At 72.4% G+C, this 25,165-nt stretch carries 29 protein-coding genes; 13 read left to right on the forward strand and 16 right to left on the reverse strand.

Translation table 11 applies throughout. The features are described 5' to 3' along the window. Nucleotide 1 precedes the first annotated feature (1 nt). The 5 genes from LCN96_RS35375 to LCN96_RS35395 are packed head-to-tail and all read left to right on the forward strand — an operon-like array spanning nt 2 to nt 4,389. Nucleotides 2-547, forward strand: coding sequence for a D-sedoheptulose-7-phosphate isomerase (locus LCN96_RS35375; RefSeq protein WP_225266775.1), 546 nt, complete (start codon nt 2-4; stop codon nt 545-547). After that, nucleotides 544-1,881: a PfkB family carbohydrate kinase gene (locus tag LCN96_RS35380; protein WP_225266776.1), complete on the forward strand. Its 1,338-nt coding sequence runs from the start codon at nt 544-546 to the stop codon at nt 1,879-1,881. The genes LCN96_RS35375 and LCN96_RS35380 overlap by 4 nt, the downstream gene beginning before the upstream one ends. Beyond that, the gene (locus tag LCN96_RS35385; RefSeq protein ID WP_225266777.1) at nt 1,878-2,552 is read left to right on the forward strand and encodes an SDR family oxidoreductase; all 675 of its coding nucleotides are present in this window, start codon (nt 1,878-1,880) and stop codon (nt 2,550-2,552) included. The genes LCN96_RS35380 and LCN96_RS35385 overlap by 4 nt, the downstream gene beginning before the upstream one ends. Next, nucleotides 2,543-3,430 carry a glycosyltransferase family 9 protein gene (locus LCN96_RS35390; RefSeq protein WP_225266778.1) on the forward strand — a complete coding sequence of 296 codons (888 nt, stop codon included), beginning with the start codon at nt 2,543-2,545 and terminating at the stop codon, nt 3,428-3,430. Before LCN96_RS35385 ends, LCN96_RS35390 begins: the two co-directional genes overlap by 10 nt. After that, nucleotides 3,427-4,389 carry a UDP-glucuronic acid decarboxylase family protein gene (locus LCN96_RS35395; RefSeq protein WP_225266779.1) on the forward strand — a complete coding sequence of 321 codons (963 nt, stop codon included), beginning with the start codon at nt 3,427-3,429 and terminating at the stop codon, nt 4,387-4,389. The genes LCN96_RS35390 and LCN96_RS35395 overlap by 4 nt, the downstream gene beginning before the upstream one ends. A gap of 126 nt (nt 4,390-4,515) precedes the next feature. Here LCN96_RS35395 and LCN96_RS35400 read toward each other — a convergent pair whose 3' ends face one another. The 6 genes from LCN96_RS35400 to LCN96_RS35425 all read right to left on the reverse strand — a co-directional run bounded on the left by LCN96_RS35400 (nt 4,516) and on the right by LCN96_RS35425 (nt 9,651). Next, nucleotides 4,516-5,478, reverse strand: a complete 963-nt coding sequence (locus LCN96_RS35400; RefSeq protein ID WP_225266780.1) for an NAD-dependent epimerase/dehydratase family protein — start codon at nt 5,476-5,478, stop codon at nt 4,516-4,518. Nucleotides 5,479-5,719: 241 nt separating this feature from the next. Beyond that, on the reverse strand, nt 5,720-6,946 hold the full coding sequence (gene mshC / locus LCN96_RS35405) for a cysteine--1-D-myo-inosityl 2-amino-2-deoxy-alpha-D-glucopyranoside ligase (protein WP_225266781.1): 1,227 nt from the start codon (nt 6,944-6,946) through the stop codon (nt 5,720-5,722). 10 nt (nt 6,947-6,956) lie between these two features. Next, nucleotides 6,957-7,610 (reverse strand): NRDE family protein, encoded by a 654-nt coding sequence (locus LCN96_RS35410; protein WP_225266782.1) that lies wholly within the window; start codon nt 7,608-7,610, stop codon nt 6,957-6,959. A gap of 32 nt (nt 7,611-7,642) precedes the next feature. Then, on the reverse strand, nt 7,643-8,410 hold the full coding sequence (locus tag LCN96_RS35415; protein WP_225266783.1) for an SCO1664 family protein: 768 nt from the start codon (nt 8,408-8,410) through the stop codon (nt 7,643-7,645). Further along, nucleotides 8,407-8,955 carry a DUF3090 domain-containing protein gene (locus LCN96_RS35420; RefSeq protein ID WP_225266784.1) on the reverse strand — a complete coding sequence of 183 codons (549 nt, stop codon included), beginning with the start codon at nt 8,953-8,955 and terminating at the stop codon, nt 8,407-8,409. Before LCN96_RS35420 ends, LCN96_RS35415 begins: the two co-directional genes overlap by 4 nt. Nucleotides 8,956-8,964: 9 nt before the next feature. Beyond that, nucleotides 8,965-9,651: an MSMEG_4193 family putative phosphomutase gene (locus tag LCN96_RS35425; protein ID WP_225266785.1), complete on the reverse strand. Its 687-nt coding sequence runs from the start codon at nt 9,649-9,651 to the stop codon at nt 8,965-8,967. A 64-nt stretch (nt 9,652-9,715) separates the two neighbouring features. On the opposite strand from LCN96_RS35425, the gene LCN96_RS35430 reads away from it, so the two are divergent. The 4 genes from LCN96_RS35430 (at nt 9,716) to LCN96_RS35445 (ending at nt 12,683) form a co-directional block, all read left to right on the forward strand. Continuing rightward, entirely contained in the window at nt 9,716-10,663 is a 948-nt protein-coding gene (locus LCN96_RS35430) for an aldo/keto reductase (protein WP_225266786.1), read from the forward strand. Nucleotides 10,664-10,820: 157 nt separating this feature from the next. Then, nucleotides 10,821-11,669, forward strand: coding sequence for a hypothetical protein (locus tag LCN96_RS56840; RefSeq protein ID WP_263657362.1), 849 nt, complete (start codon nt 10,821-10,823; stop codon nt 11,667-11,669). Nucleotides 11,670-11,829: 160 nt separating this feature from the next. Further along, nucleotides 11,830-12,249: a hypothetical protein gene (locus LCN96_RS35440; protein ID WP_225266787.1), complete on the forward strand. Its 420-nt coding sequence runs from the start codon at nt 11,830-11,832 to the stop codon at nt 12,247-12,249. A gap of 89 nt (nt 12,250-12,338) precedes the next feature. Further along, nucleotides 12,339-12,683 carry an STAS domain-containing protein gene (locus tag LCN96_RS35445; protein ID WP_225266788.1) on the forward strand — a complete coding sequence of 115 codons (345 nt, stop codon included), beginning with the start codon at nt 12,339-12,341 and terminating at the stop codon, nt 12,681-12,683. Nucleotides 12,684-12,690: 7 nt separating this feature from the next. Here the strand turns inward: LCN96_RS35445 and LCN96_RS35450 are convergent, their stop codons facing one another. The 3 genes from LCN96_RS35450 to LCN96_RS35460 form a co-directional block, all read right to left on the reverse strand. Continuing rightward, a complete protein-coding gene (locus LCN96_RS35450) occupies nt 12,691-13,827 on the reverse strand; it encodes a cobalamin B12-binding domain-containing protein (RefSeq protein ID WP_225266789.1) in 1,137 nt (378 codons plus the stop codon). Nucleotides 13,828-14,166: 339 nt separating this feature from the next. Beyond that, nucleotides 14,167-14,931 carry an enoyl-ACP reductase FabI gene (gene fabI / locus LCN96_RS35455; RefSeq protein ID WP_225266790.1) on the reverse strand — a complete coding sequence of 255 codons (765 nt, stop codon included), beginning with the start codon at nt 14,929-14,931 and terminating at the stop codon, nt 14,167-14,169. A 1-nt stretch (nt 14,932) separates the two neighbouring features. Then, complete coding sequence (locus LCN96_RS35460; RefSeq protein ID WP_225266791.1) at nt 14,933-15,628, reverse strand: beta-ketoacyl-ACP reductase; 696 nt, start codon at nt 15,626-15,628, stop codon at nt 14,933-14,935. A 77-nt stretch (nt 15,629-15,705) separates the two neighbouring features. Between LCN96_RS35460 and LCN96_RS35465 the strand changes: the two genes are divergently transcribed. Together LCN96_RS35465 and LCN96_RS35470 are read left to right on the forward strand one after the other, a co-directional pair. Continuing rightward, nucleotides 15,706-17,199, forward strand: coding sequence for a TldD/PmbA family protein (locus LCN96_RS35465; RefSeq protein WP_225266792.1), 1,494 nt, complete (start codon nt 15,706-15,708; stop codon nt 17,197-17,199). Beyond that, nucleotides 17,196-18,566 carry a metallopeptidase TldD-related protein gene (locus LCN96_RS35470; RefSeq protein WP_225266793.1) on the forward strand — a complete coding sequence of 457 codons (1,371 nt, stop codon included), beginning with the start codon at nt 17,196-17,198 and terminating at the stop codon, nt 18,564-18,566. The genes LCN96_RS35465 and LCN96_RS35470 overlap by 4 nt, the downstream gene beginning before the upstream one ends. A gap of 171 nt (nt 18,567-18,737) precedes the next feature. On the opposite strand, the gene LCN96_RS35475 is transcribed toward LCN96_RS35470, so the two are convergent. Both LCN96_RS35475 and LCN96_RS35480 read right to left on the reverse strand, forming a co-directional pair. Then, the gene (locus LCN96_RS35475) at nt 18,738-19,331 is read right to left on the reverse strand and encodes an arsenate reductase/protein-tyrosine-phosphatase family protein (protein WP_225266794.1); all 594 of its coding nucleotides are present in this window, start codon (nt 19,329-19,331) and stop codon (nt 18,738-18,740) included. 244 nt (nt 19,332-19,575) lie between these two features. Then, nucleotides 19,576-19,788, reverse strand: a complete 213-nt coding sequence (locus tag LCN96_RS35480) for a dodecin (RefSeq protein ID WP_225266795.1) — start codon at nt 19,786-19,788, stop codon at nt 19,576-19,578. Nucleotides 19,789-19,887: 99 nt separating this feature from the next. On the opposite strand from LCN96_RS35480, the gene LCN96_RS35485 reads away from it, so the two are divergent. Then, a complete protein-coding gene (locus LCN96_RS35485) occupies nt 19,888-20,202 on the forward strand; it encodes a DUF3099 domain-containing protein (protein WP_225266796.1) in 315 nt (104 codons plus the stop codon). A 303-nt stretch (nt 20,203-20,505) separates the two neighbouring features. On the opposite strand, the gene LCN96_RS35490 is transcribed toward LCN96_RS35485, so the two are convergent. From LCN96_RS35490 to LCN96_RS35500, 3 genes are all read right to left on the reverse strand, one after another. Further along, nucleotides 20,506-20,763, reverse strand: coding sequence for a DUF6457 domain-containing protein (locus LCN96_RS35490; RefSeq protein WP_225266797.1), 258 nt, complete (start codon nt 20,761-20,763; stop codon nt 20,506-20,508). Between the two features lie 92 nt (nt 20,764-20,855). Then, a complete protein-coding gene (gene moaA / locus LCN96_RS35495) occupies nt 20,856-21,845 on the reverse strand; it encodes a GTP 3',8-cyclase MoaA (RefSeq protein ID WP_225266798.1) in 990 nt (329 codons plus the stop codon). A gap of 146 nt (nt 21,846-21,991) precedes the next feature. Continuing rightward, the gene (locus LCN96_RS35500; RefSeq protein WP_225266799.1) at nt 21,992-22,357 is read right to left on the reverse strand and encodes a winged helix-turn-helix transcriptional regulator; all 366 of its coding nucleotides are present in this window, start codon (nt 22,355-22,357) and stop codon (nt 21,992-21,994) included. An 87-nt stretch (nt 22,358-22,444) separates the two neighbouring features. Between LCN96_RS35500 and LCN96_RS35505 the strand changes: the two genes are divergently transcribed. Further along, nucleotides 22,445-23,107: an NAD(P)-dependent oxidoreductase gene (locus LCN96_RS35505; RefSeq protein WP_225266800.1), complete on the forward strand. Its 663-nt coding sequence runs from the start codon at nt 22,445-22,447 to the stop codon at nt 23,105-23,107. 66 nt (nt 23,108-23,173) lie between these two features. Here LCN96_RS35505 and LCN96_RS35510 read toward each other — a convergent pair whose 3' ends face one another. Then, nucleotides 23,174-23,668, reverse strand: a complete 495-nt coding sequence (locus tag LCN96_RS35510; protein ID WP_225266801.1) for a hypothetical protein — start codon at nt 23,666-23,668, stop codon at nt 23,174-23,176. A gap of 146 nt (nt 23,669-23,814) precedes the next feature. Next, nucleotides 23,815-25,122 (reverse strand): hypothetical protein, encoded by a 1,308-nt coding sequence (locus LCN96_RS56845; RefSeq protein ID WP_263657363.1) that lies wholly within the window; start codon nt 25,120-25,122, stop codon nt 23,815-23,817. Nucleotides 25,123-25,165 lie beyond the last annotated feature (43 nt).

Here is a 25,165-nt window from a genome sequence, read left to right on the forward strand (position 1 = left end):
CATGGATGCTCATCTGGAGAAGCTCTGGAACACCCTGGAGAAGGTCGATGACCACGCGGTCACCGTCCGGGCCTGGGGTGGCAAGCTGGCCGGCGTGCTGGCCGCCGGAGGCAGGCTGCTGGCCTGCGGCAACGGGGGATCCGCTGCCGAGGCGCAGCATCTGACGGCCGAGCTGGTCGGCCGGTTCAGGGACGACAGGCAGCCGTACGCGGCGATCCCGCTGCACGCCGACGGCTCGTCACTGACGGCGATCGCCAACGACTTCGGCGCCGATGAGGTCTACGCCCGCCAGGTGCGCGCGCACGGCCGCACCGGAGACGTGCTGCTGTGCCTGTCCACCAGCGGCGGCAGCCCGAACGTGCTGGCCGCCGCCGCGGCGGCGCAGGAGGCCGGGCTGGTGGCCTGGGCCATGACGGGCCCCGCCCCTAACCCGCTCGCCGGGCTGTGCGACGAGGCGGTGACCATCCCGGGTGAGACCGCCACCGTGCAGGAGGTGCACCTGGCGCTGATCCACCTGCTGTGCGACGCCGTAGAGGAGGCGCTGTGACGGACAGGCCGCTGGTCGTCATCGGAGACACGCTGCTCGACGTGGACGTCGAGGGCGAGGCGGAGCGGCTCTGCCCGGACGCGCCCGTGCCGGTGGTGGACGTCGCCACCGAGCACGCCCGTCCCGGCGGAGCGGGGCTGGCGGCGCTGCTGGCCGCGCGTGACGGCGCCCGCGTGGTGCTGATCACGGCGGTCGGCGACGACCCCGACGGGCACCGCCTGTGCGGGCTGCTGTCGGAGGAGCTCGACCTGGTACGGCTCCCGCTGCGCGGCGGCACCGTACGCAAGACCAGGGTCAGGGCCCGCGGCCAGACGCTGGTCCGCCTGGACACCGGCGACGGCACGGCCAGGTACTCCCCCACCACCGAGGCGGTCGAGGCGATCAGAGGAGCCGGCGCTGTGCTGGTCTCCGACTACGGCAGGGGCGTGGCCAGGATGGCCCGCGAGCTGCTGCAGGACCTCGACGTGCCGGTGGTGTGGGACCCGCATCCGCGCGGCGAGCAGCCGATGCCCGGCTGCGCGCTGCTGACGCCCAGCGAGGCGGAGGCGCGGATGCTCTGCCCGTCCGGCTACCACGGCCCCGACCAGGCGGCCCGCCGGCTGGTGCGGGCGCTGCGGGCCAAGGCGGTGGCCGTCACGACCGGCGAGCGCGGTGCCGCGCTGGCCATCGCGGGCGGCCCGCTGACCACCGTGCCGCCACCGGTGCGCACGGGCGGTCAGGACGCGTGCGGCGCGGGCGACCGGCTCGCCGGCGCCGCAGCGCTGGCCCTGCGCGACGGCGCGGGTGCGGAGGAGGCGGTCACGATCGGCGTGGGCGAGGCCTCCCGCTTCGTCGAGCGCGGCGGGGCCGCCACCGTGAAGGTGCAGGAGCAACGGCTCGGCGACCGGCCGCGCACGGCGCTGGAGGTGGCCAGGCTGGCCCGGGCCCACGGCGGCCGGCTGATCGCCACGGGCGGCTGCTTCGACCTGCTGCACGCGGGCCACGTGAGCCTGCTGCGGCGGGCCAGGGCGCTGGGCGACGCGCTGGTCGTCTGCGTCAACTCCGACGAGTCGGTCCGCCGGCTGAAGGGCCCCTCCCGGCCCATCGTGGACGTGCGCGACCGGGTCGAGGTGCTGCGGGCGCTCGGCTGCGTGGACGCGGTGCTGGTGTTCGACGAGGACACCCCCGCCGCGGCCATCGAGCAGCTGCGCCCGGACGTGTGGGTCAAGGGCGGCGACTACGAGGGGGAAGTGCTGCCCGAGTCCGAGGTCCTCGGCAGGCTCGGCGCGGAGATCGTCGTGCTGAGCACCCTGCCGGGGCGTTCGACAACCAATCTGATCAGGGAGATCCAGTGAACGTATTGATCACCGGGGGCGCGTCCGGGCTCGGCCTGGCCACCGCCGAAGCAGTGGAGAAGGAGGGCTGGAAGGCGCTCGTCGTGGACGTCCGCGAGCCCGACCAGCGATTCGAACACGTGACGGCGGACCTGTCCGACCGGGCTCAGGCCGAGCGCGCGGTGCGCGAGCTGGCCGAGCGGGCCGGCGGCCTGGACGCCGTCGTGACGGCCGCCGGCATCGACGCGTGCGGCCGCCTGGAGGACGTGCCCGCCGACGACTGGGAGCGGGTCATCAAGGTGAACCTGCTGGGCACGGCCTCGATCGTGCGGGCGGCGCTGCCGTACCTGAAGCACACCCGGGGCAAGGTCGTCACCTGCGCCTCGACGCTGGGGCTGCGGCCGCTCAGCGACGCGTCGGCGTACTCGGCCTCGAAGTTCGGCGTCGTCGGATTCACCAGGGGGCTGGCGATCGAGACGCGCGGGGAGATCGGGGTGACCCTGCTGATCCCCGGCGGCATGCGCACGGGCTTCTTCGACGGCCGGCCCGAGCAGTACAAGCCGGGCCCGGAGGCCGGGCTGAACGATCCGGCCGACGTGGCCCAGGCCGTCGTCTTCGCGCTGCGGCAGCCGGCCGGATGCGAGGTGAGAGAGCTGGTCGTCTGCCCGTCCACGGAGACGTCATGGCCCTAGAGATCCTCGTGCTGCGCGGGCTCGGCCTGGGCGACCTGCTCACGGCCGTGCCCGCCCTGCGGTCACTGCGCCAGGCCTTTCCCGAGCACCGGATCACGCTGGCCGCGCCGCGCTACCTGTCCGCCCTGCTGCCGCTGACCTGCGCGGTGGACGGCCAGGTGGACGTGTCGGGGCCGGGCCCCGTACCGATGGACGAGCTGCCCTTCGAGCACCCGGACATCGCGGTCAACCTGCACGGGCGGGGGCCGCAGAGCATCGAGGCGCTGCGCCGCACGGAGCCGGGCCGGCTGATCAGCTTCGGCACCGGCCCCGCGTGGGAGGAGCACGTGCACGAGGTGCGGCGCTGGTGCGACCTGCTGGAGTGGCACGGCATCCCCGCCGATCCCGGCGATCTGACGCTGGGCATCTCCGACCGTACGGGGCCGGTGATCGTGCATCCGGGCGCGGCCTATCCGGCGCGGCGCTGGCCGCCCGAGCGGTTCGCCGAGGTGGCGGCGGCCCTGGACGACGTGATCGTCACGGGGAACGCGGAGGAGGTGCCGATCGCGCGCCGGGTCGCCGAGCTGGCCGGGCTGCCCCCCGAGCGGGTGCTGGCAGGCCGCACCTGCATGGCCGACCTGATCGACCTGGTCAGCAGGGCGAAGCTGGTGGTCTGCGGCGACACCGGCGTGGCCCACCTGGCGACGGCGTTCTGCGTGCCGTCGGTGGTCCTGTTCGGGCCGGTCTCGCCCCAGCTGTGGGGCCCGCCGCCCGGCTGGCGTCACGTCGCGCTGTGGGCGGGGCAGCAGGGCGACCCGCACGGCCAGCGGCCCGATCCCGGGCTGCTGAAGATCGAGGTTTCCGAAGTCGTCGACGCTGCCATGGAGGTCATCTCATGAGGGCTCTGGTCACCGGAGGCGCCGGCTTCCTCGGCTCCTACCTGTGCGAGCGGCTGCTGAACGAGGGTGCGGAGGTCGTCTGCATGGACAGCTTCCTCACCGGCGGGCCGCGCAACGTGGAACATCTGCTGGAGCGACCCGAGTTCCGGCTCATCGAGTGCGATCTGACCGGATACGTGCACGTGCCCGACCGGCTGGATCTCGTGCTGCACTTCGCCTCGGCCGCCTCGCCGGCCGACTACCTGCGCTACCCGATCGAGACGCTGCGGGTCGGCAGCGTCGGCACGCTGCACGCGCTGGGGCTGGCCAGGGAGAAGGGCGCCAGGTTCGTGCTGGCCTCGACGAGCGAGGTGTACGGGGATCCGCTGGAGCATCCGCAGAAGGAGACGTACTGGGGCAACGTCAACCCGGTCGGGCCGCGCAGCGTGTACGACGAGGCCAAGCGCTTCGCCGAGTCGCTGACCACCGCGTACCGGCAGTCGCGCGCCACCGACACCGGGATCGTGCGCATCTTCAACACCTACGGCCCCCGGATGCGGCCCTTCGACGGCCGGGCGATCCCGACGTTCATCCGGCAGGCGCTGACCGGCGAGCCGATCACGATCACCGGCGACGGCTCGCAGACCCGCTCCATCTGCTACGTGGACGACACCGTGTCGGGCATCCTGGCCATGGCCCGCAGCGACTTCGCGGGGCCGGTGAACATCGGCAACCCCGACGAGCTGACCATGCTGGAGCTGGCCACGCTGATCAAGGAGCTGACCGGCACGTCGTCGGAGATCCGGTTCATCGACCGGCCGGCCGACGACCCGAAGGTGCGCCGGCCCGACACCTCGCTGGCCGCCGAGCGGCTGGGCTGGCGGGCGCAGGTGCCCGCCGCGGAGGGGCTGCGCCGCACGATCGAGTGGTTCTCCACGGAGCTGGCGGCGATCGAGCAGCTCGAACGCCTCCAGGTCTGACCGCCTACGGGTCCGACCACCTACAGGTCCGACCACCTACAGGTCCGACCACCTACAGGTCCGACCACCTACAGGTCCGACCGCCTTCTGGGCCCTCGCCGGTGCGCCGGCGGGGGTCTTCGCCGTCTAGCGCTCGTGGCCCGCGCGCAGCCAGTCCACGTACTCGGCGACCGCCCGCCCGGTGTCGTAGGCGGGCTCGAAGCCGGTGTCCTCGCGCAGCCGGGTGATGTCGAGCGGGTGGTCGACCGGGCCGGGCGCGCGCCCCTCCGGCAGCTCCACGCGGGCGCCGGGGACATGCTGCCTGATCGCCTCGATCAGCTCGCCGTTGGTGGTGATCCGCCCCGAGGCCACGTTGTACGTGCGGTGCCGCAGCCGCCCGGCCGTCTGCAGCAGCGCCAGCGCCCGCCCGCAGTCCTTGACGTAGCACACGTCGATCCCGCTCCCCGCGCGCGCCTCGGTCATCAGCGCGGACAGATCGGGCTCGGTGCCGCGGGCGGCGGCGTGCACGAGCTGCGGCGCGGGGAAGAACGGGTCCGGGTTGTGCCCGAGCGGCCCCCAGATGCCGCCGATGCGGTAGCTGACCGTCTCGACGCCGAGCACCTCGTCCAGGTGACCGGCCAGCAGCTCGCCGATCTTCTTGAACCGGGGGATCGGGTGCGGGGCGTCCATCGTCAGCGGCAGGTCCTCGCGCAGGGGCCCGTCGGCGGTGACGCCGGCGTACACGCCGATCGTGCTGGCCAGGCCGAGCCGGCGCACCTGCCAGTCGCGCGCCGCGCGGAACAGGTTGAGCAGGCCGCGCAGCGCCCGCTCGGTGTGCTCGACCGGCTCGTACGCCCCCACCGGCCAGGGCATGGAGCCGGCCAGGTGCAGGATGCCAGTGATCTCGTACCGGTCGCCGATGGCGGACAGGGCGCCCTCGTCGGTGACGTCGGCCTGCTCGACGAAGAGCCGCTCCCCCGCCTCGGCCGCGAAGCCGGCGGGCACCTCGGCGGGTCGGCGCTGGACGAGCACGCAGGACTCCCCGAGGTCCAGCAGGGCACGGGTGGTGTGCGTGCCGATGAAGCCGAGGCCACCGGTGATCAGAATCATATGCATGTCTCCCTGATGATCAGCACTACTGATTATCAGGATAGCCCAACCTCGCTCGGAAGCGGTAGCACGGGAGTGGTCGTAGCCGGTCTCGCGCAACAAAAAAGCGGCCGCCCTGGTGAGGGCGACCGCTTGTGCGGCTCGGATCAGCGGAGGGCACCGCCGGCGCGGCTCGGGGCGGCGGAGCGCATCACCCGCGCCGCCCGGATCGGCGCAGGGCGACCGCAGCCTGTGCCGCGGGTCAGCGCAGGTCGATCCCCAGCAGGGCGTCGGCCAGGTCGCGGACGAGGCCGGGGGCCGACTCGTCGCGGCCGCCGCCGGCGAGGGCCTGCTCGGCCCAGGCGTCCACGGCGGCCAGCGCGCCGGGTGAGTCGAGGTCGTCGGCCAGCCGCTCGCGCACCTTCGCCAGCAGCTCGTCGGCGGGCGGCCCCACCGGCAGGGCGGCGGCCGAGCGCCACGTGGCCAGCCGCTGCTCGGCCCGCGCCATCATGTCGGGCACGTACTCCCAGTCGGTCCGGTAGTGGTGGGCCAGCAGCACGAGCCTGATCGCCATCGGGTCGTGCTCGCGGCGCAGCTTGGAGACGAAGACCAGGTTGCCCTTGGACTTCGACATCTTCTCGCCGTCGAGCGCCACCATGCCGGCGTGCGTGTAGAACTTGGCGAACGGCCACTCGCCGGTCGCGGCGTGCCCCTCGGAGGCGCCGCACTCGTGGTGCGGGAAGATCAGGTCGGAGCCGCCGCCCGCCACGTCGTAGCCGGCGCCCAGGTGGTCGAGGGCGATCGCGGTGCACTCGATGTGCCAGCCCGGGCGGCCCCGGCCCAGCGGCGAGTCCCAGGCCGGCTCGCCCGGCCGCTCGGCCCGCCACAGCAGCCAGTCGAGCGGGTGGCGCTTGCCCGGCCGCTCGGGGTCGCCGCCGCGCTCGGCGAACAGGGCCAGCATCTCCTGCTCGCCGTAGCCGGACACCTGGCCGAACTTGGGGGCGTCGGCCACGCTGAAGTAGACGTCGCCGTCGAGGTCGTAGGTGACGCCCTTGGCGGCCAGCCTGGCGATCAGGCCCGCCACCCGGCCGACGACCTCGGTGACGCCGACGTACTCGCGGGGCGGCATGATCCGCAGCGCCTCCATGTCGCCGCGGAACAGCTCGATCTCCCGCTCGGCCAGGTCCTGCCAGTCGACGCCGGTCTGGGCGGCCCGCTCCAGCAGCGGGTCGTCCACGTCGGTGGCGTTCTGCGTGTAGTGCACCTCGTGGCCCGCGTCGCGCCACACCCGGCCGACGAGGTCGAAGGCGTGGTAGGTGTTGGCGTGGCCGAGGTGGGTGGCGTCGTACGGGGTGATGCCGCAGACGTACATCCTGGCGGTGGGACCGGGGTCGGTCTGCCGCACCTGCTTGGCCGAGGTGTCGTAGAGACTGAGCGGAATGCTCTCACCTGGGAGTTTGGGAACGTTCTGGGCAGACCACGATCTCATGTCTTTGAGCCTATCCGTCCCGATCAGCGGTCAGGTCGGTGAAGTCGTAGGTCACGCCCTCCTGCGCGATCGCGACCTCCATCACCGACAGGGAGGCGAAGATCCGGCCGTCGGGCAGCTCGTGCCTGACGATGAGCGCGCCGGGGTCGGCGGACGGCTCGGCCTTGATCAGCTCGCCCCATCGCTCGGAGTCCCTGAAGCGGGGCAGGTACGCCACGACCCGCTCGCTCTCGGGGTCCAAGCCGGTGTTGACGACCATGCTGGTGCCCTGGGGCAGGTCCGACACGGCCGCCCGCTCGCCGTCCCAGCTCAGCAGCCGCACCCGCGACAGGCCGGCCAGGACGAGGTGGAAGGGGTCGTAGTCGCGCAGGCCGGCCTCGGCGGGGAGCTCCCCCGTGTACGCCGCCCGCAGCGCCAGGTCGCCCCGCGAGACCCTGGTCCTCTCGTCGGCGGCCCTGCCGCGGCCGTTGAGCAGCGCCGCGGCGCGGCGGCCCGCCGGGTTGACCGCCAGCCAGGTGCCGCCGGCCTTCAGGTCACGCCCACCGAGCACGCCCGGGTACTCCGGCCAGTGCTCCGCCGGCCCCTCCCAGGGCCGGTCGGTGAGCTCGTCCCTGACGCCCATGAGGCTCAGCCGCCGCCCGGTTCTCACGATCAGCGTGCACATGGGCAAAGAGTATTAAACGGGCGCCGGCTCGTTCAGATGGGGGGCCAGGGTATGGCCGGCCAGCCCTCTGACGGGTACGGATGCACGCCGGTGTCGAGCAGCCGCCTGACCCGCTGCCAGGTGGCCTCCACCTCCGCCAGCGTGAGCAGCTCGCGCAGCCTGCGCCCGAGCGAGCCCGACTCGATGTCGCGCTCCAGCTTGGCCAGCACCGCCACCGCCTCGCGGGCCAGCGGCTTGCCGCGCCACTGCCACAGGACCGTGCGGAGTTTGTCCTCCACCGAGAAGCACACGCCGTGGTCGACGCCGTACACGTGGCCCGTGGGCAGCGGCAGCAGGTGACCGCCCTTGCGGTCGGCGTTGTTGACCACCGCGTCGAAGACCGCCATCCGCCGCACGACCGGGTTGCGGCTCTTGACCAGCCGCATGAGGTCGATCTCGCGCTCGGTGTCGATCCAGAGCTGGCACATGCCGGGGCCGAAGGGGCCGTCGCGGTAGACGGTGGGCGGGACGATGCGCCAGCCGGTGGCCTGGGAGACCTCGAAGGCGGCCACCTCACGGGCTGCGAGGGTGCCGTCGGGGAAGTCCCACAGGGGGCGCTCGCCGCGTACGGGCTTGTAGACACAGGCGGCCGACCGCTCGCCCAGCTTGACCGAGCAGTAGAGCGTCATGTTGGTCGCCTCGACGAGGCGACCGGCGACCTCCAGCGTGCCGTCGCGCAGCAGCGCGAGCGCCTCCTCGTCATGCAGGGACGGCGGTGGGGAGGGGGGCTTGATGGCCGGTTCGCTCTCGGGAGCGGTCATGAAGCCGCCTCACCCCCGCGGTAGCCGTTGAGACGGACACAGACGTGACCGGCGGCGTCGAGCGGCTGCCCGCACAGGGGGCACGGCGGCCTGCCCGCCGCGACGATCTGCAGGGCTCGCCGGGTGAAGGCGCGGGCGGCGCCGGCGCTGATGCGCACGCGCAGCACCGCGGGGTCAGGGGTGTCGAGATCGTCCTCGTCGATGACCTCCTGCGCCTCTATCACCACCTGCGACTTCTCGGCGTCCCAGGTCAGCGCCATGGTGCCGACGCGGAAGTCCTCCGCGACCGGCGTGTCGAGAGGAGCGTCGTCGGCCAGGTCGGCCGGGGCCAGTGCGGGCACCTGGGCGGTGCCCCCGCTGAGCCGCAGCACCTCGTCGAGCAGCTCGTCGAGCCTGCCCGCGAGTGCGGCGACCTGCAATTTCTCCAGCGCCACCGTGGTCAGTCTGCCCTCGGCCCTGGCCTGCAGAAAAAAGATCCGTGCGCCCGGCTGCCCCAGGGCACCGGCGACGAACCTCTCTGGTGGGTCGTAGTCGAAGACCGGCATAGCCTGACCTTACGTGGTTCCGGGTCCGCCGCCGACGGCGGCATCGCTCCCGGTGATGTTTTCTCCCCCGTCTTTCTCCTCCGAATCCTCAGGAAGCCGCAATTCCCCCATATCGTTGAGCCTGAGAACAAAGGGGCGCAAGGGGGCATAGCGAATGACGGTGAGGGCCGCCGGATCAGCCGTTATCCGCTGAAACTGATCGAGGTGGAGGCCCAGGGCGTCCGCGACGATCGCCTTGATCACGTCGCCGTGGCTGCACGCCAGGTAGACAGCCTTACTCCCCAGGGTGCGATTCCACTCCCTGATCGCCGCGACGGCCCTGTGTTGCATCCCGGCCAGCGACTCCCCCTCCGGGAAGGTCGCCGCGCTCGGATGCGCCTGCACGACCTGCCACAACGGCTCCTTGGCGAGCTCGGTCAGCGGCCTGCCCGTCCACTCCCCGTAACCGCACTCGATCAGCCGGTCGTCGACGCGCACCTCCATCCCGCGCCCTTCCGCGACCGCTTGCGCCGTTTCCCGGCAGCGCTCCAGCGGACTGGAGACAATGGCATCGAGCCTGACGCCAGCGACGCGCCCGGCGAGCGCGGCGGCCTGCGCCCTGCCCGCCTCGCTCAGATGCACTCCCGGGGTGCGGCCGGCCAGCACCGGCCCGGTGAGGTCCGTCAGCCCATGCCGGGCCAGAAGCAGCGTGGTCATCCAGCAAGTGTCGCAGGCGTCGATTCCCACGTTTCATCGGCCTGGACGGTAACCTGGCGGGATCATGGAGCAGCGCTATGTCGGCCACAGCGGCCTGTCGGTGTCCCGGCTGGGGCTCGGCACGATGACCTGGGGTCGTGACACCGACGCGGACGAGGCCGCCGCCCAGCTCCGCACGTTCATGGACGCGGGCGGCACCCTGGTCGACACGGCCGACGTCTACACCGGCGGCGACGCCGAGCGGCTGCTGGGGCGGATGCTGCGCGACTCGGTGCCCCGCTCGGAGCTGGTCGTCTCCACCAAGGCCGTGGTCACGCCGGCGGGCCGCCGCCCGCGCGACGCCTCCAGGCGCCACCTGATCGCCGCGGTCGACGACTCACTCAACCGGCTCGGCCTCGACTACGTCGACCTGTGGCAGCTGCACACCTACGACGCCGAGGTGCCGCTGGAGGAGACCCTGGCCGCGCTCGACGCGATCGTCTCCTCCGGGCGCGCGGTCTACGCGGGCGTCTGCGACTACACCGGCTGGCAGCTCGCCGCCGCCGCCGTGACCCAGAGGACGGTGCCGGGCCGCATCCCCATCACCTCGGCCCAGGCCGAGTACTCCCTGCTGGCCCGCGAGCCGGAGCGCGAGCTGCTGCCCGCCGCCGCGCACCTGGGGGTGGGCGTGCTGGCCTGGTCGCCGCTGGGGCGCGGGGTGCTGACGGGCAAGTACCGCACCGGCGTCCCCGCCGACTCGCGCGCCGCGACCCCGCACTTCGCCGACTTCGTCCGGCCCTACCTGGACGAGCGCAGCCGGCGCGTCGTGGAGTCCGTCATGACCGCCGCCGACGGTCTCGGCGTGTCGCCCCTGGCCGTGGCGCTGTCCTGGGTGCGGGACCAGCCCTGCGTGGCCTCGGCCATCGTGGGGGCGCGTACGCACGCGCAGCTGAAGGGCGTGCTGCCCGCCGAGGACGTCGTGCTGCCGATAGAGATCCGCGAGGCCCTCGATGACGTGTCGTCCCTCGACTGACCGGCCGCGCGGCAGCCGCGATGGCCCCGACCTGGAACGAGAGACCTTCTCGCGTATCACTACTCGATACCGAATCGCAACTTTACCCGGCAAACGCCTGCGTCTGACGCCCGATGTCCATAAAGATTTCCTCCGGAAGCGACGCAGGAGGGGACGGATGGGGAGCAGGACCGCGATCTCGGCTGGAGTTCTCGCGGTGGCGCTGGTGGCCGTCCCGGTGGCGGCCCCTGCCGCCTCGGCCGCCGTCCAAGACTGCACGCGCGACGGGGGCCTGCTCTCCGGAGTGACCAACACGCTGTGCGACGTGGTCGAGGCCGTCACCGGCACGGTCGACACGCTCACCGGGGGCGCCACCGACCCGGTGACCGACGGCGTCGACAAGACCACCGACGAGGTGCTCGGCCGGGTCGGCGAGGCCGTGCCCACCACCAAGTCCAGCCCCGCCACCTCCTCCTCCGCCCGACCGTCCACCTCCTCTCCCACCACCCCCAGGCCGAGCAGGACCGGCCTGGTGCCGGAGACGCTCGGCGACGTGTGCCTGCCGGTGCTCGCCTGCGACGACCAGGGGGTCGTCGACCGGCTCACCCCCCGGCCCAAGCCCTCGGCCACGCCGACGGGGGTCCGTACGGGACGAGGCTGGGAGAGCACCGCCTCGGCCGCCCCGGCCGAGCCCCGCGCCACTCCCCCGTACAACCGCCCGCAGTCCGTCGGCAGCGGCGAGCCGGTGCAGGAGAAGGAGACCGCGCACGCCGAGGAGCCGCGGGTGGACCTGCTGTGGCCGAACCCGTTCGTGCACGAGCTGGCCGTGCCCATGCAGGACCAGCGGGTGGTGCGCCCCACCCCGCCCGCCTCCGACGTGCTCGGCACGGTGCTGACGATCGCGTTGCTCGGCTCCGCGGTGCTGGCCACCCGGATCGTGCAGCAGCGGCGGCAGCGTACGGAGCCCACCGAGTCGATCCCCTTCGAGCCGGCGCGCACGGGCAACGGGCGGCACCGGCTGGCCTGACCACCTTGGTCACCCGATGTGTTGCATCGGACACGAAGGCGTCTACATTGGTGATTGCGGCTGCCCTAAGGACCCTAGGCCGGATGATGGGACCTTCGCGGGGGCGGGGTGGGCGCTCGCGCCTGAGGGAGTCGTGATGTCCGCCCCAGAGCATCCTGCCTTGGACGACCACCGCCGGCCCGGCGACGGCTCATGGCCCGGCGACGGGTTCATGCGACTCGCGAAGGCGGCGGGTGAGCGCGCCGCACGCGCCGCCGAGCGGGCCCGCCGGGCTGGCCTGCGACTGCAACGCCTGCGCACGGGCCGCACCGACGCCTGCGCGGACTCCTGCGGGAGCTTCTGCCAGGACGCCGACCGCCCCGTCCCCGTGCCGTTGCCGGCGACTCTCGACCACGTCTGGACCTACCGGATGCTGATCGCGGTGCACGAACAGGCGGTCCGCCACTTCCGGACGTGCGCCGAGCGCGGTCTCGGGGACGTCGAGCGCTACCGCGAACGCGCCACCTGGCACAGCCGCGCGGCCGAGCACGCCCGCGAGGCCAGGGCCGCCTGGACGGCCGCACGCCGTCTCTCCTCCTGAACGGGCTGCGGTTCTCCGGATGGGTATCACCTCTGGGGGCAGGTGAAAGCCCACCTATCCGTGCCAAGACAATGAGACGATCAGTGCTCGTGGCAGAACGCAAGGACGTTCCGGACTTCCAACGCACCTGGGCGGTCATCGCTCTGGGCGGAAGCCTCGACGAGGCCACCGTGGACCAGGTGGAGCGGGAGATCCAGCAACTGGGCGGCGCAGGTGCCCGCCTCATCGTCGACGTCAGCGAGCTGCACTTCCTCGACGACTTCGGCGTGGACATGCTGGTGCTCCTGGCTCACCACATGCACCGGCAGGGCGGGCTGATGGCCCTGACCGACCGGCGCGGCCACATGCGTCAGATCCTCGGTGAGGCCGGCCTGGAAGGACTGCTGCCGCTCTTCGGCACCGTGGCCGAGGCCATGCGCGGCCTGGAAGGCTGAGCTGTCCTCAGAAGGGGTGGCCGGGTCTGTCCTTGCCGTGCTCGCGGCGCAGCGCCTCCTGCCCGTGCTCCACGGTGGCCCGCGCCCGCGGGCAGCCCTTCAGGCCCGTGGCGATCAGGTCGAGGGCTGGGAACAGGGTGTCCTCGGGGACGTTCCTGGCGGTGAGGATGCCTGCCATCCACAGCAGGAAACGGGAGTAGAGGGTGGGGTCGTCGACGTAGAGGGAGATGGCGAGGAAGTCGATGAGGTGGCCGATGTCCTCGCGGGTGTGCTTGAGCTGCCGGTTGTCGTAGGCGGCCATCGCGGGGATGCGCTCTCCCAGGCGCCACATGACGGTGTCGATCAGTTCCTGGGCTGTTTCCGTGAGGTGGCCGTACTCCCGGTCGGGGGCGGTGGCGGGATGGCCGTGCTCCTGGCCGGTCGGGGTGGTGGGGTGGCCGTGCTCCTGGCCGGCAGGGCCCGTTCCGCCGTTCGATCCCTCGTATGCCGTCTCCCCTGGCGCCGGGCCGGCGGTCAGGCGCTCGGCCGTGGCGCGCGCGTCGGGCGCCCAGCCGTCGGCGCCCAGCAGGCGCGCGTAGCGGCCGTCCCCGCCGAAGGCGGCCCCGCCCGCCAGCACCGGCCTGCCCGTCTCCCGGCACGCCGCGATCGCCTCATGGGCGGCGGGCAGCCGCGTGGGCAGCGACGCCGACAACAGCACCACGTCCACCTCCGCCTCCCGCACGTGGATCGGCAGGAACGGAGTCGGCACGTGCGGCCCCAGGTAATCCACCCGCCAGCCGTCCAGCCGCAGCACCTCGGCCAGCAACCGGGCGGGGAACGCATGCCACTCCCCGTCCACGCACGCCACCGCCGCCCGCCCCTTGACGCCCACGTGCCGCGCCCGCGCGGCCGGATGCCGGGCGGCGGCGGCCAGCACCCGCTCGCTGACGGCGGTCACGATGTGCTCCTGGGCGACGGTCACCTCGTTGGCGGCCCAGGCGTCGCCGACCTGCCGCTGGATGGGGGCCACCACGTTCAGCAGCAGGTCCTCCACGGGCAGGCCGTCGCCGAGCGCCGCCAGGGCGGCATCGGCGGCGCCGTGGTCGTCTCCGTCCAGGGCGGAGGTCCAGATCTTGCCGGTGAGGGTTTCGAGGTTGTCCGCCATGTGGGCCGCCTCCTCGTGATGGGCGATTCACCGGCCAACATCGCGCGGTCCGGGGAGACGGTCAAGCGCCACCGCCGAACGCGATCGCGCTGGACCGTGACCACATCCGGCCGACCGTGCCGGCTGCGGTGGGCGCCGCCCGGGGGCCGCCCGTGCCGCGCTCGTGCGCAACCGCGGCATGTGCCGTACCCCCTCGGCCGGCGGAATCCACGCGGACGGCCGGCGTTGCGCACGTGACGGCGGCCGGCCCGTGAACCGGAGGAGCGTTCCCCTGGACAGAGGCCGGCCACGGGCGGCGGGTGGCGTGCCGTCGGCTGTGCCGTAAAAGAAAGAAAGCAGTCAGCCGCCGATCGCGTGGACGCCGCCGTCGACGTGGACGATCTCGCCCGTGGTGGCGGGGAACCAGTCGGACATCAGGGCCACGCAGGCCCGGGCGGTGGGCAGGGTGTCGGCCAGGTCCCAGCCCAGCGGTGCCTTCTCCGGCCAGCTGTCCTCGAACTCCTTGAACCCCGGGATCGACTTGGCCGCCATCGTCCGCAGCGGGCCCGCCGCCACCAGGTTGACGCGGATGTTGTGCTTGCCGAGGTCGCGGGCCAGGTAGCGGTTGCAGGACTCCAGGCCGGCCTTGGCGACGCCCATCCAGTCGTAGACCGGCCACGCCTTGGAGGCGTCGAAGTCGAGGCCGACCACCGCGCCGCCCTCCTTCATGAGGGGCAGGCAGGCCACGGCCAGCGACTTGTAGGAGTACGTCGAGACCTGCAGGGCCGTGGCGACGTCCTCCCAGGAGGTGTTGAGGAAGTTGCCGCCCAGTGCCGTCTGCGGGGCGAAGCCGATGGAGTGCACGACGCCGTCGAGGCCGTCGACGTGCTCGCCGATGCGGGCGGCGAGGGTGTCGAGGTGCTCGTTGTTCTGGACGTCGAGCTCCAGGACGGGCGCCGGCGAGGGCAGCCGCTTGGCGATGCGCTCCACGAGGCTGAGGCGGCCGAAGCCGGTCAGGACGACGGTGGCGCCCTCCTCCTGGGCCAGCCTGGCCACGGAGAAGGCGATGGAGGCGTCCGTCAGGACACCGGTGACGAGGATCCGCTTGCCTTCGAGAATGCCCATCTCAGTGCCCCATTCCGAGTCCGCCGTCGACCGGGATCACGGCCCCGGTGATGTAGGAGGCGTCGTCGCTCGACAGGAACCGCACGACGCGCGCGATCTCCTCGGGGGCCGCCTGGCGCCCGAGGGGGATGTTGGCCAGGATCGCCTCCTGGTCGAGGTCGGCCGTCATGTCGGTGGCGACGAAGCCGGGCGAGACGACGTTGACCGTGATGTTGCGCGAGCCGTACTCGCGGGCCAGGGAGCGGGCGAAGCCCACCAGGCCGGCCTTGGAGGCGGCGTAGTTGGCCTGGCCGGCCTGGCCGGACAGGCCGACGACGGAGGAGATGAGGATGATCCGGCCGCGCTTGAGCCGCATCATGGGCCTGATGGCCCGCTTGGCGACGCGGTAGGCGCCGGTGAGGTTGGCGTCGATGACGTCGGTGAAGGTCTCCTCCTTCATCATCGCCAGCAGGGTGTCCTTGGTGATGCCGGCGTTGGAGACCAGGACCTCGACCGGGCCGTGCTCGGCCTCGGCCTTGTCGAAGGCGGCCTCGACGTCGGCGGTGCTGGTGACGTCGCAGCGCACGCCGAACAGGCCCTCGGGCGGCTCCCCCGATCGGTAGGTGACCGCGACGGCGTCGCCGGCCGCGGCGAGTTCACGGGCGATCGCGAGGCCTATGCCGCGATTGCCCCCGGTGACGAGTACAGAGCGTGCCATGAGACCTGACGCTATCTCGTGACGGCGAGTTTCGGCTTGTCCGGGTGGCACAAGATCACAGGGTTAGGATCGTGGACATGCGCCAGATCGACCCCGATTTCCTGGAGCTGCCGCTGCGGCAGCTGGCGGACGCCGCCCTGCAACGCGCCCGCGAGCTCGGCGCGCAGCACGCCGACTTCCGGCTCGAACGCGTCAGGGCGGAGACGCTGAGCCTCTACGACACCCGGCTCGAAGGCGCCATGGACGCCGACGACCTGGGCTACGCCGTCCGGGTCGTCAAGGACGGCACCTGGGGGTTCGCCGCCGGCATCCACCTGACGCCCGAGGCCGCCGCCGTGGTGGCCGAGCAGGCGGTCAGGGTGGCGGAGGTGAGCGCGCCGATCAACAGGGAGCCCATCGAGCTGGCCGCCGAGCCGGTGCACGCCGACGCCGTGTGGGTGTCGGCGTACGAGGTGGACCCGTTCGAGGTGCCCACGGCCGACAAGGTGAGCCTGCTGGCGGAGTGGTCCGCCGGGCTGCTGAAGGGCGCCGACCACGTGTCGGCGCGGCTGCTGCAGGTCAAGGAGCAGAAGTTCTACGCCGACACGGCCGGCACGGTGACCACCCAGCAGCGGGTGCGGGTGCACCCCAAGCTCAACGCGATGAAGGCCACCGAGAGCGGCTTCGACGACATGTCGACGATCGCGCCGCCGGTCGGCCGCGGTTACGAGTACCTGACGGGCACCGGGTGGGACTGGCAGGGCGAGCTGGCCAGGCTGCCGGAGCTGCTGGCGGAGAAGCTGGCCGCGCCGTCGGTCGAGGCGGGCGACCACGACCTGGTGATCGACCCGTCCAACCTGTGGCTGACGATCCACGAGTCGATCGGCCACGCCACCGAGCTGGACCGCGCGCTCGGCTACGAGGCCGCCTACGCGGGCACCAGCTTCGCCACGTTCGACCAGCTCGGCGAGCTGGTCTACGGCTCGCCGGTGATGAACGTGACCGGCGACCGCACCGTCGCCCACGGCCTGGCCACGATCGGGTACGACGACGAGGGCGTGCAGGGCCAGAGCTTCGACATCGTCAAGGACGGCATCCTGGTGGGCTACCAGCTCGACCGGCGGATGGCGCTGATGAAGGGGCTGGGCCGCTCCAACGGGTGCGCGTTCGCCGACTCGCCCGGCCACATGCCGATCCAGCGCATGGCCAACGTGTCGCTGGCGGCGGCGCCCGGCGGCCCCTCGACGGAGGAGCTGATCGCGGGCGTCGAGCGCGGCCTCTACATCGTGGGCGACAAGAGCTGGTCGATCGACATGCAGCGCTACAACTTCCAGTTCACCGGCCAGCGGGCCTACAAGATCTCCCACGGCAAGCTGGACGGGCAGGTCAGGGACTTCGCCTACCAGGCGACGACGACGGACTTCTGGCAGTCGATGGAGGCGGTGGGCGGGCCGCAGACGTACGTGCTGGGTGGCGCGTTCAACTGCGGCAAGGGCCAGCCGGGGCAGGTCGCGCCGGTCAGCCACGGGTGCCCGTCGGCGCTGTTCAGGGGCGTGCGGATCCTCAACACCGTGCAGGAGGGTGGCAAGTGACTCCTCAGGAGATGGTGGAGAGGGCCCTGGAGCTCTCCCGTAACGACGGCTGCGTGGTACTCGTGGACGAGGGCTCCACGGCGAACCTGCGCTTCGCGGGCAACACGCTGACCACGAACGGCGTCGCCCGCTCCGCCCAGCTGACCGTGATCTCGATCGCGGGGCGGGGCGTGGGCGTGGTGTCGCGGGCGGCCGTACGCGACGACCAGCTCGCCGACGTGGTGGCGGCGGCCGACGCGGCGGCGCGTGAGGCGCAGCCCGCCGAGGACGCCCGCCCGCTGGTCGAGGCCGGGCCGGCCTCGCCGCACTGGGACGAGGTCGTGCGGCCGACCGACATCGGGGTGTTCGAGGGGTTCGCGCCGGCGCTCGGCGAGGCGTTCTCGGCGGCCGAGGCGGGCGGCAGGAGGCTGTACGGGTTCGCGGAGCACTCGCTGACCTCGACGTTCCTCGGCACGTCCACGGGCGTGCGGCTGCGCCACGACCAGCCGACCGGCCGGCTGGAGCTGAACGCCAAGTCGGGCGACCTGAAGCGCTCGGCGTGGACGGGCGTGTCCACGCGCGACTTCACGGACGTCGACGTGGCGGCGCTCGGCTCGTCGCTGGCGCAGCGGCTGGAGTGGGCCAAGACGCGGGTGGACCTGCCGGCGGGCCGCTACGAGACGCTGCTGCCGCCGAGCGCGGTGGCCGACCTGATGATCTACCTGTTCTGGTCGTCGGGGGCGCGGGACGCGCTGGACGGGCGCTCGGTGTTCGCCAAGCCCGGCGGGGGCACCCGCGTGGGTGAGCAGCTCGCCGCGCTGCCCGTCTCGCTGTCGAGCGATCCGGGGGCGGCGGGCATCGCGTGCTCGCCGTTCGTGACGGCGCACGCCTCCAGCAGGGAGAGCTCGGTCTTCGACAACGGGCTGCCGCTGGGGCGTACCGACTGGATCAAGGACGGGCGGCTGGAGGCGCTGCTCCAGACCCGCTACTCGGCGGAGCTGAGCGGGCTGCCGGTGACGCCCGCCATCGACAACCTCATCATGACCGGGCCCGCCGGTGGGCCCTCGCTGGAGGAGATGATCGCCTCCACGGAGCGGGGGCTGCTGGTGACCTGCCTGTGGTACATCCGCGCGGTGGATCCGCAGACGCTGCTGCTGACCGGGTTGACCCGTGACGGGGTCTATCTGGTGGAGCACGGCGAGGTCGTGGGTGAGGTGAACAACTTCCGGTTCAACGAGAGCCCGGTCGATCTGCTGGGGCGGTTGACGGAGGTGGGGCGCAGCGGGCAGACGCTGCCGCGTGAGTGGAACGACTACTTCCAGCGGACGATCATGCCGGCGGTCCGGGTGGCGGACTTCAACATGTCCACGGTGAGCCAGGCCAGCTGATCGCGGCCGCAGCTCCGACGGGCCCGTCCGCGCGCTGCGGGCGGGCCCCTTTCGCCGGATGAGGCGCGCCCACGGCCACACGCCTGTGCCGGCGCGTGGTCCCCTCGCCCCGAGCCCGGAGACCCGTGCGGTGGCCGGTCGGCCACGGTGCTCTCCACTGGCTCACACCCCTCAGCGAGGGCCCAGGAGGGCCGCCAAGGCGTGGCTGAGGGACTGCCCGAGGGTCTTGGCGCACGCCTCGTAGCCCTGCGGCGGGCCGCCGTACGGGTCGTACACCTCCTGCGGCCGGCCGCGGGTGCGGCGGACCGCCGCCGACTGGACGATGGCCCTGGCCCGCTCCACCGTGTCGGACCGGTAGCGGCGCTGGCCCGCGCCCGCCGCCAGCTCGGCGAACTCGGGCAGCGTGAACGTCTTGCCCGCCGCGCGCGGGTCGAGGCCGACGGCGACGGCGCGGTGCGCGTCCTCCATTGTGAGCAGCAGGTCGGACGCGCCGATCAGGGCGGGGTCGAGCGGCCTGGCGCGGTGTGCCCTGCCGTTCAGGCCGAGCCTGTCGAGGGCGGTGATCGCGTGCGGGGCCATGGGGTGGCCGACCAGCGCCCGTACGCCGGCGCTCGCCGTGACCACGGGCAGCGGGGCTGAGCTGAGCATCGCCTGGGCGATCACCTGGGCCATGGCCGAGCGGCAGATGTTGGCCGTGCAGACCAGCAGGATGCGGAACTCGCCTCGTGCGGGTGCCGTGTCGCCGGCGGCGGGAGAAATGGCCATGATGTGCGCTCCCCGTGGGTCAAGGCCAATCTAGCCGCTCGCGGCGGCCCGGGGCAGCCCGAGGGCCGGCCGTTGGCCGCCGAGGGCTCCAGGGAGCTTCAGGAGGGGCTCCGGGGCGCCGAGAAGGCCGCTGGGCGGGCTCCACGTCGCGGGGAGAGGCGGCGGGGGAGCTCACGAAGGGGGAAGGCTGCGGGGCCGTGCGGTGGGAGCGGAGCTCCGCCGGAGGAGCCCCGCCCGGTCGTCCTCAGGAGTCCTCGAGGCGGAACCCCACCTTCATGCCGACCTGGTAGTGCGCGATCTCCCCCGCGTCGATGTGCCCCCGGATCTCCGTCACCTCGAACCAGTCGAGGTGCCGCAGCGTCTGGGAGGCCCTCCTGATGCCGTTGCGGATGGCATGGTCGACGCTCTCCCCCGAGGTGCCGACGATCTCCGTGACCCGGTACGTGCGATCCGTCATCTCCACATCCTCCTTACTCGAAGGCCATGATCGCATGACCCCCGCGCCCGCACCGGGCTGCCGTCGCCACCACGCCACCCTGGGGCTACCGTGGAAGACATGAAGGGGTGGCGCAGGAAACCAGCCGTCCACCAGGTCACGGACGCCAGGCCGTCGCTGACCGCGGACATCCGTAAGCGTGAGGTCAGCTACCTCATCAAGATGGGGATTCGCACGATCTGCCTGATCCTGGCGGTCGTGGTGCCGGTGCCGTGGCCGTACCGGCTGCTGTTCATCGCCGCTGCGGTCTTTTTGCCATACATAGCCGTAATCGGGGCCAATGAGAGGAGCAACGACGCCCCTCCCCCTACCTTTCAGTCCCCTGAAGCTAACCAAAGCGAGATACCGCTGCATCGACGCGAGATCGGGTCGTGACTAAGTCTTGACGCATCCCACGGGTTGTAGGTGTACGCTTTAGCCAAGCGCTCCGGTCCCCCGTCGGAGTGCTGGTGCCGGCGTTCCGGGCCCCCGTCGGAACGCCGATGAAGCGACGCCGGGTGGTTTGCCCCCGTAACCACCCGGCGTCGCCCTTTTCCCGGCCATGATTCGATCAGTGTGTGCCGCGCCCCTCGTTGGATAGGGCGGCTTTCCCGAAATCGTTTACACTCGCCCCCGCCTCGTTATTCACAGGAAATCTTCAGGCAGGGGCGAGCTTGACTTCAAGAGTTCGTTCGAGTGTCAGCCGTCTGTCAGCGTCTCAGTAGTCGCTTGAGCCCAGTTCTTCGCCAATGTGGTCAAACGCGCCACGGCGTCCTCGGGCGCGGTGCCCGCCCCCTGAGCCAGCCCCAGCAGGTACGCCGTCAGCGGCGCGGCCGGCCTGGCGACCCCGTGGGCGACCTCCTTCGTCAGGTCGAGTATCAGGTCGCGGTCCACGGTGGCCGGGTCGATCCCCAGCTCCTTGCAGGCCAGCGCGGTCCATTCGTTGAGCACGTGCATGCGAGCCTCCTCCAGGTGAGCCATTGTGTCGCAGTCACGTCACGGACGGCCGGGGCGCGGCGCGTCCGGGCGCGGCGGATCCGCCGGGCCCGTCAGCCGCCGATGGCCGACATCGGACGCGACGGCTGCAGGAACGACGGGTCGTCGATGCCGTGACCCGCCCGCTTGCGGGACACGGCCGCCATCCACCGCTCGGCCAGCTCCTCGTCGGAGGCGCCGTCCCGCATCGGCGTCTTCAGGTCGGACTCCTCGGTGGCGAACAGGCAGTTGCGGATCTGGCCGTCGGCGGTCAGCCGCACCCGGTCGCACGCGCCGCAGAACGGCCGCGTCACCGAGCCGATCACGCCCACCCTGGCGGGGCCGCCGTCCACCAGGAACCGCTCGGCCGGGGCGCTGCCCCGCTCCTCCTGGTCGTCGGGCGTCAGCTCGAAGGAGGCGGACAGGAGCTGGAGTATCTCGTCGGCGGTGACCATGTCCTGGCGGCTCCAGCCGTGCTGGGCGTCGAGCGGCATCTGCTCGATGAAGCGCAGCTCGTAGCCCTGGTCGAGGCACCAGCGCAGCAGCGGGACCGCCTCGTGGTCGTTGACGCCGCGCATCAGCACGGCGTTCACCTTGACCGGGCGCAGGCCCGCGGCGTCGGCGGCGGCCAGCCCGGCGACCACGTCGGCGTGCCTGTCGCGGTGCGCGAGCCGCTTGAACGTGGCGGGGTCGAGGGTGTCGAGCGAGACGTTGACCCGGTGCAGCCCCGCGGCGGCGAGGGGCCCGGCCAGACGGGCCAGGCCGATGCCGTTCGTGGTGAGGGAGACCTGGGGCCCGGGGGCGAGGGTGGTGGTGCGGCCGACGATGTCCACCAGCTCGCGGCGGAGCAGGGGCTCGCCGCCGGTGTAACGCACCTCGGTGATGCCCAGGCGCTCGACGCCGATCGTCACCAGCCGGACGATCTCGTCGGCGGTCAGCAGCTTCGCGCTCGGCAGCCAGTCGAGACCCTCGGGCGGCATGCAGTACGTACAGCGCAGGTTGCACTTGTCCGTGAGGGACACCCGAAGATCCGTCGCCACCCGTCCGAACGAGTCTCGCAACATGGGGCGTCACCTCCTGTTCGTTCGCCAGAGGGCCAGACTACGACGGCTGCCGCCCCGCCCTCAAAATCCGACACTTCACGGCACGACAACACATTCTTCCCTAGATCGATTCCAGGCTCGTGTTCGGGAGGCCCGGCCGGCACGGGCTAGGAGGTCGCGTACCAGGCGTCCCGGGCGCGCATCAGCTCGGACAGGTGCTTGCGTGACCACTCGCAGCCCGCGTTCATCGGCTCCAGGAGGCTGCGGCCGAGGTCCGTGAGCTCGTACTCGACGCGCGGCGGGATCTCGGGGTAGGCGGTGCGGGTGAGCAGGCCGTCGCGTTCCATGGCGCGCAGCGACTCGGTGAGGACCTTCGGGGTGATGCCCCGCAGCGGGGCCTGCAGCTCGGTGAAGCGGCGCGGCCCCCGCTCCAGGCAGCGGATGATCTTGGCGGTCCACTTGTCGCCGATGCGGATCGGCGCGGCGACCGGCGGGCAGCCGGTGAACATGTCCGGATCGAGAGGCTCGGCCATCCCGCCATCGTAGGTAACTATCGTTGCGGAAAGCGACATCTCACCCCCTACCGTCTGCGGGGACGGGCGGAAGGACCGGTCCGCAGGATGACGGAGGTACAGGTAAGCAGGATCGTGGTGTTCGGAGCCGGTGGGCGCGCCGGGGTCAAGGTGGTCGCGGAGGCGGCCGGGCGCGGGCACGAGGTGACGGCGGTGGTGCGGGAGCCCGGCAGGCACAGGGAGCTGGGCGGCCCGCGCGTGAAGGTGGTCGCCGGCGACGTCACCGACGCCGGCAGCGTGGCAGGGGCCGCGGCGGGGCACGACGTGGCGCTGCAGGTGGCGGCGCGGCTGGACGTGGCCGCGGAGGAGTTCTACGGCGCCGCGACGCGGGCGCTGGTGGACGGGCTGGGGCGGGCGGGCGTGTCGCGGCTGGTGGCGCTGGGCATCGGCAGCCTGCTGGAGGTCTCGCCCGGCGTGCGGCTCATCGACACCCCGGGCTTCCCCGCGGACGCGCGGGCGTTCTCGCTGGGGCACGCCGCCGAGCTGGCGCTGCTGGAGGCGTCGGCGCTGGACTGGGTGGTGATCGCGCCGCCGCCGGTGTTCCTGGACGCGGAGGCGGGCAGGACCGGGCGCTACCGGTTCGGGGACGGGCGGGTGCCGGAGGTGCGGGAGGGGGATCCGGCCTTCTCGTACGCGGATCTGGCGGTGGCGCTCGTGGACGAGGCGCAGGCGCCCCGGCATCACCGGGTCCAGGTGGCCGTCTCCTACTGACGCTCACGGGGGCCCGGCATGGCGAACGCCCGGCCGGTGCGGCCGGGCGTTCGTGGTACCGGTACGTCAGTGACGGCCGAGAACCCGCACCCAGTCCTTGCCCTCCGAGGGAGCCAGGTAGCGGCTGCCCTCGAAGACCGCGCGCCACGTGCCCGACTCGCGGGCGGGCACCCGCAGGCCGAAGTAGCCCTTGCCGCTGGTGCGGACGGTGTCCACGTGCTCCCAGCCGCCGCTGCCGGCCGGCTGGAAGAGGATCACGACCCGCTTGTGCGCCAGGCGGTGCCAGCGCTCCTGCTTCTTGCAGGTGTCGGCGTGGTGCACCGAGACGAAACCGCTGATGTAGTCCTCGTCGCACTGCACGGAGAGCTTGCCCTCGATGGTCAGGGGCTTGCCCCGCCAGGCGGGCTCGGGGTTCACGTCGAGGCTGAGGCTGGTGTGGCCGCCGGCGACATCCGGGTCCAGGCCCGGGTCGTCCGCGAGGGCGGGCGAGGCGGCGGTGGCCACCACGGTCGCGCCCAGGGCCGCAGCCGCCAGGCCGGCGGCGAGACGTCGCATCTTCAAAACAGAAATCCTTCCCCGTCCGAACGCACGCACCCGTGCGGGCACGTCAACTGCCAATGACGCGTAAAGGTCAGGAAAAGTTGCGACAAAGTTGATCACGATTCGGCAACGGGAGGGTGGTGGGGGTTCTGTAGACCCTGCTGGGTTTATTGAGCTATTTGTCGGGATTTAGAGAGATCTGGTGCGTAGTGTCCTGTTCCGGGGAAGCGGACGCGCCAGTAGCCGTCCGTACGTCCCTGGAACGTGCCGACGAACGCGCCGGCCCCGTCGGTCGTCGTCTCGCCGACCGCCTGCCAGGCCGAGGACGCGTCCGGGCGCCACAGCACCTCCAGGCGCTGCTTGGCGAACGGGCCGTAGTCGGTGAGGCCGCGCGGGTCCACCCGGGTCAGCGAGCCGCGCAGGCGCACGCCGTCCGTGCGGGCCGACTTCTCCGCCCGTACGGAGGTGAGCCTGGTCTCACGCTTGAGCTCGAACGAGGCGTACTGCGTGATCGTCGCCCCGTTCGTGCCCTTGGCGGTGGCGGTGATCGTCCAGGTGCCCGCCGGGTAGAAGCGGTTCAGCTTCTTGTCCGGCAGGAAGCGCCAGGTCTGCCAGTCGTCCGTCCTCGTGCGGGCCGCTCCGGGTGCCGGGTCCAGCAGGGTGATTCCCGGTGCCAGGCGCCACACCAGGCGCTGCGGGAGCGCCGGGCGGCTCGCTCCGGGGACGCCTTCCCTGGGTGCGGCGGCCTGCTGCTGGTCGCCGTGCACCGTGGAGCCGGTCGCCGGGCCCGGGCCGAGCGCGCCCGCGGACGCCTGTGCCGGGGTGAGGCCCGTGGCCGGCGCCGCGCCGGGTGCGAGGGCGGGTGCTTCCGCGCCGCCTTGAGCGGGCGCCTGGGGCTGGACCGCCGGTCCGGCTACGGACGGCTCGGCGGGAGTGTGGGCGGGCGGTTGGGCTTGGGAGTGCGCGGGTGGTTGAGCCGGTGAGTGAGCCGGCGGCTGCGCGGCGGGCTTGCCCGGGTGGGCCTGCGCGGGCTGCTGTGCCGATTGCTGGCCCGGCTGCTGGCCCGGATGCTGGCCCGGCTGGGCGGGCGGCTTGGCGGGCAGGTGCACGGGCGGCTGGGCAGGCGGTTGCGCGGGCGGCCGGGCGGGTGGCTGAGCGGGTGGTTGAGCAGGTGGCTGGGCGGGTGGCTGGCCCGGGGATCCCGCCGGTGGGCCGACCGTGACCGGGCGGGGCTGGGGAGCGTGGGCGGGCGGGGCGCCGGGCTCGACCTTGACGGTGACGCCGTCCTTGCCCCGCACCACCCCCTTGGCGACCACATCGATCACCAGGCGGACGGACCCCTGCGCCCCGACCACGGGTTCCGCTGGGCGTACGGTGATGGCGCGGATGGCGGGCTCGGTCGCGGCGGAGGCAGCAGGTGCGGGCACCGTGAGCGACCCCGCCGCGAGCGAGACGAGAAGAACACTTCTGGTCATGATCGAGACGGTAGGAACCGTCCGGTAATGGACAGGACCACAA

Source organism: Nonomuraea gerenzanensis, from assembly GCF_020215645.1.
GTDB classification, from domain to species: Bacteria; Actinomycetota; Actinomycetes; order Streptosporangiales; family Streptosporangiaceae; genus Nonomuraea; species Nonomuraea gerenzanensis.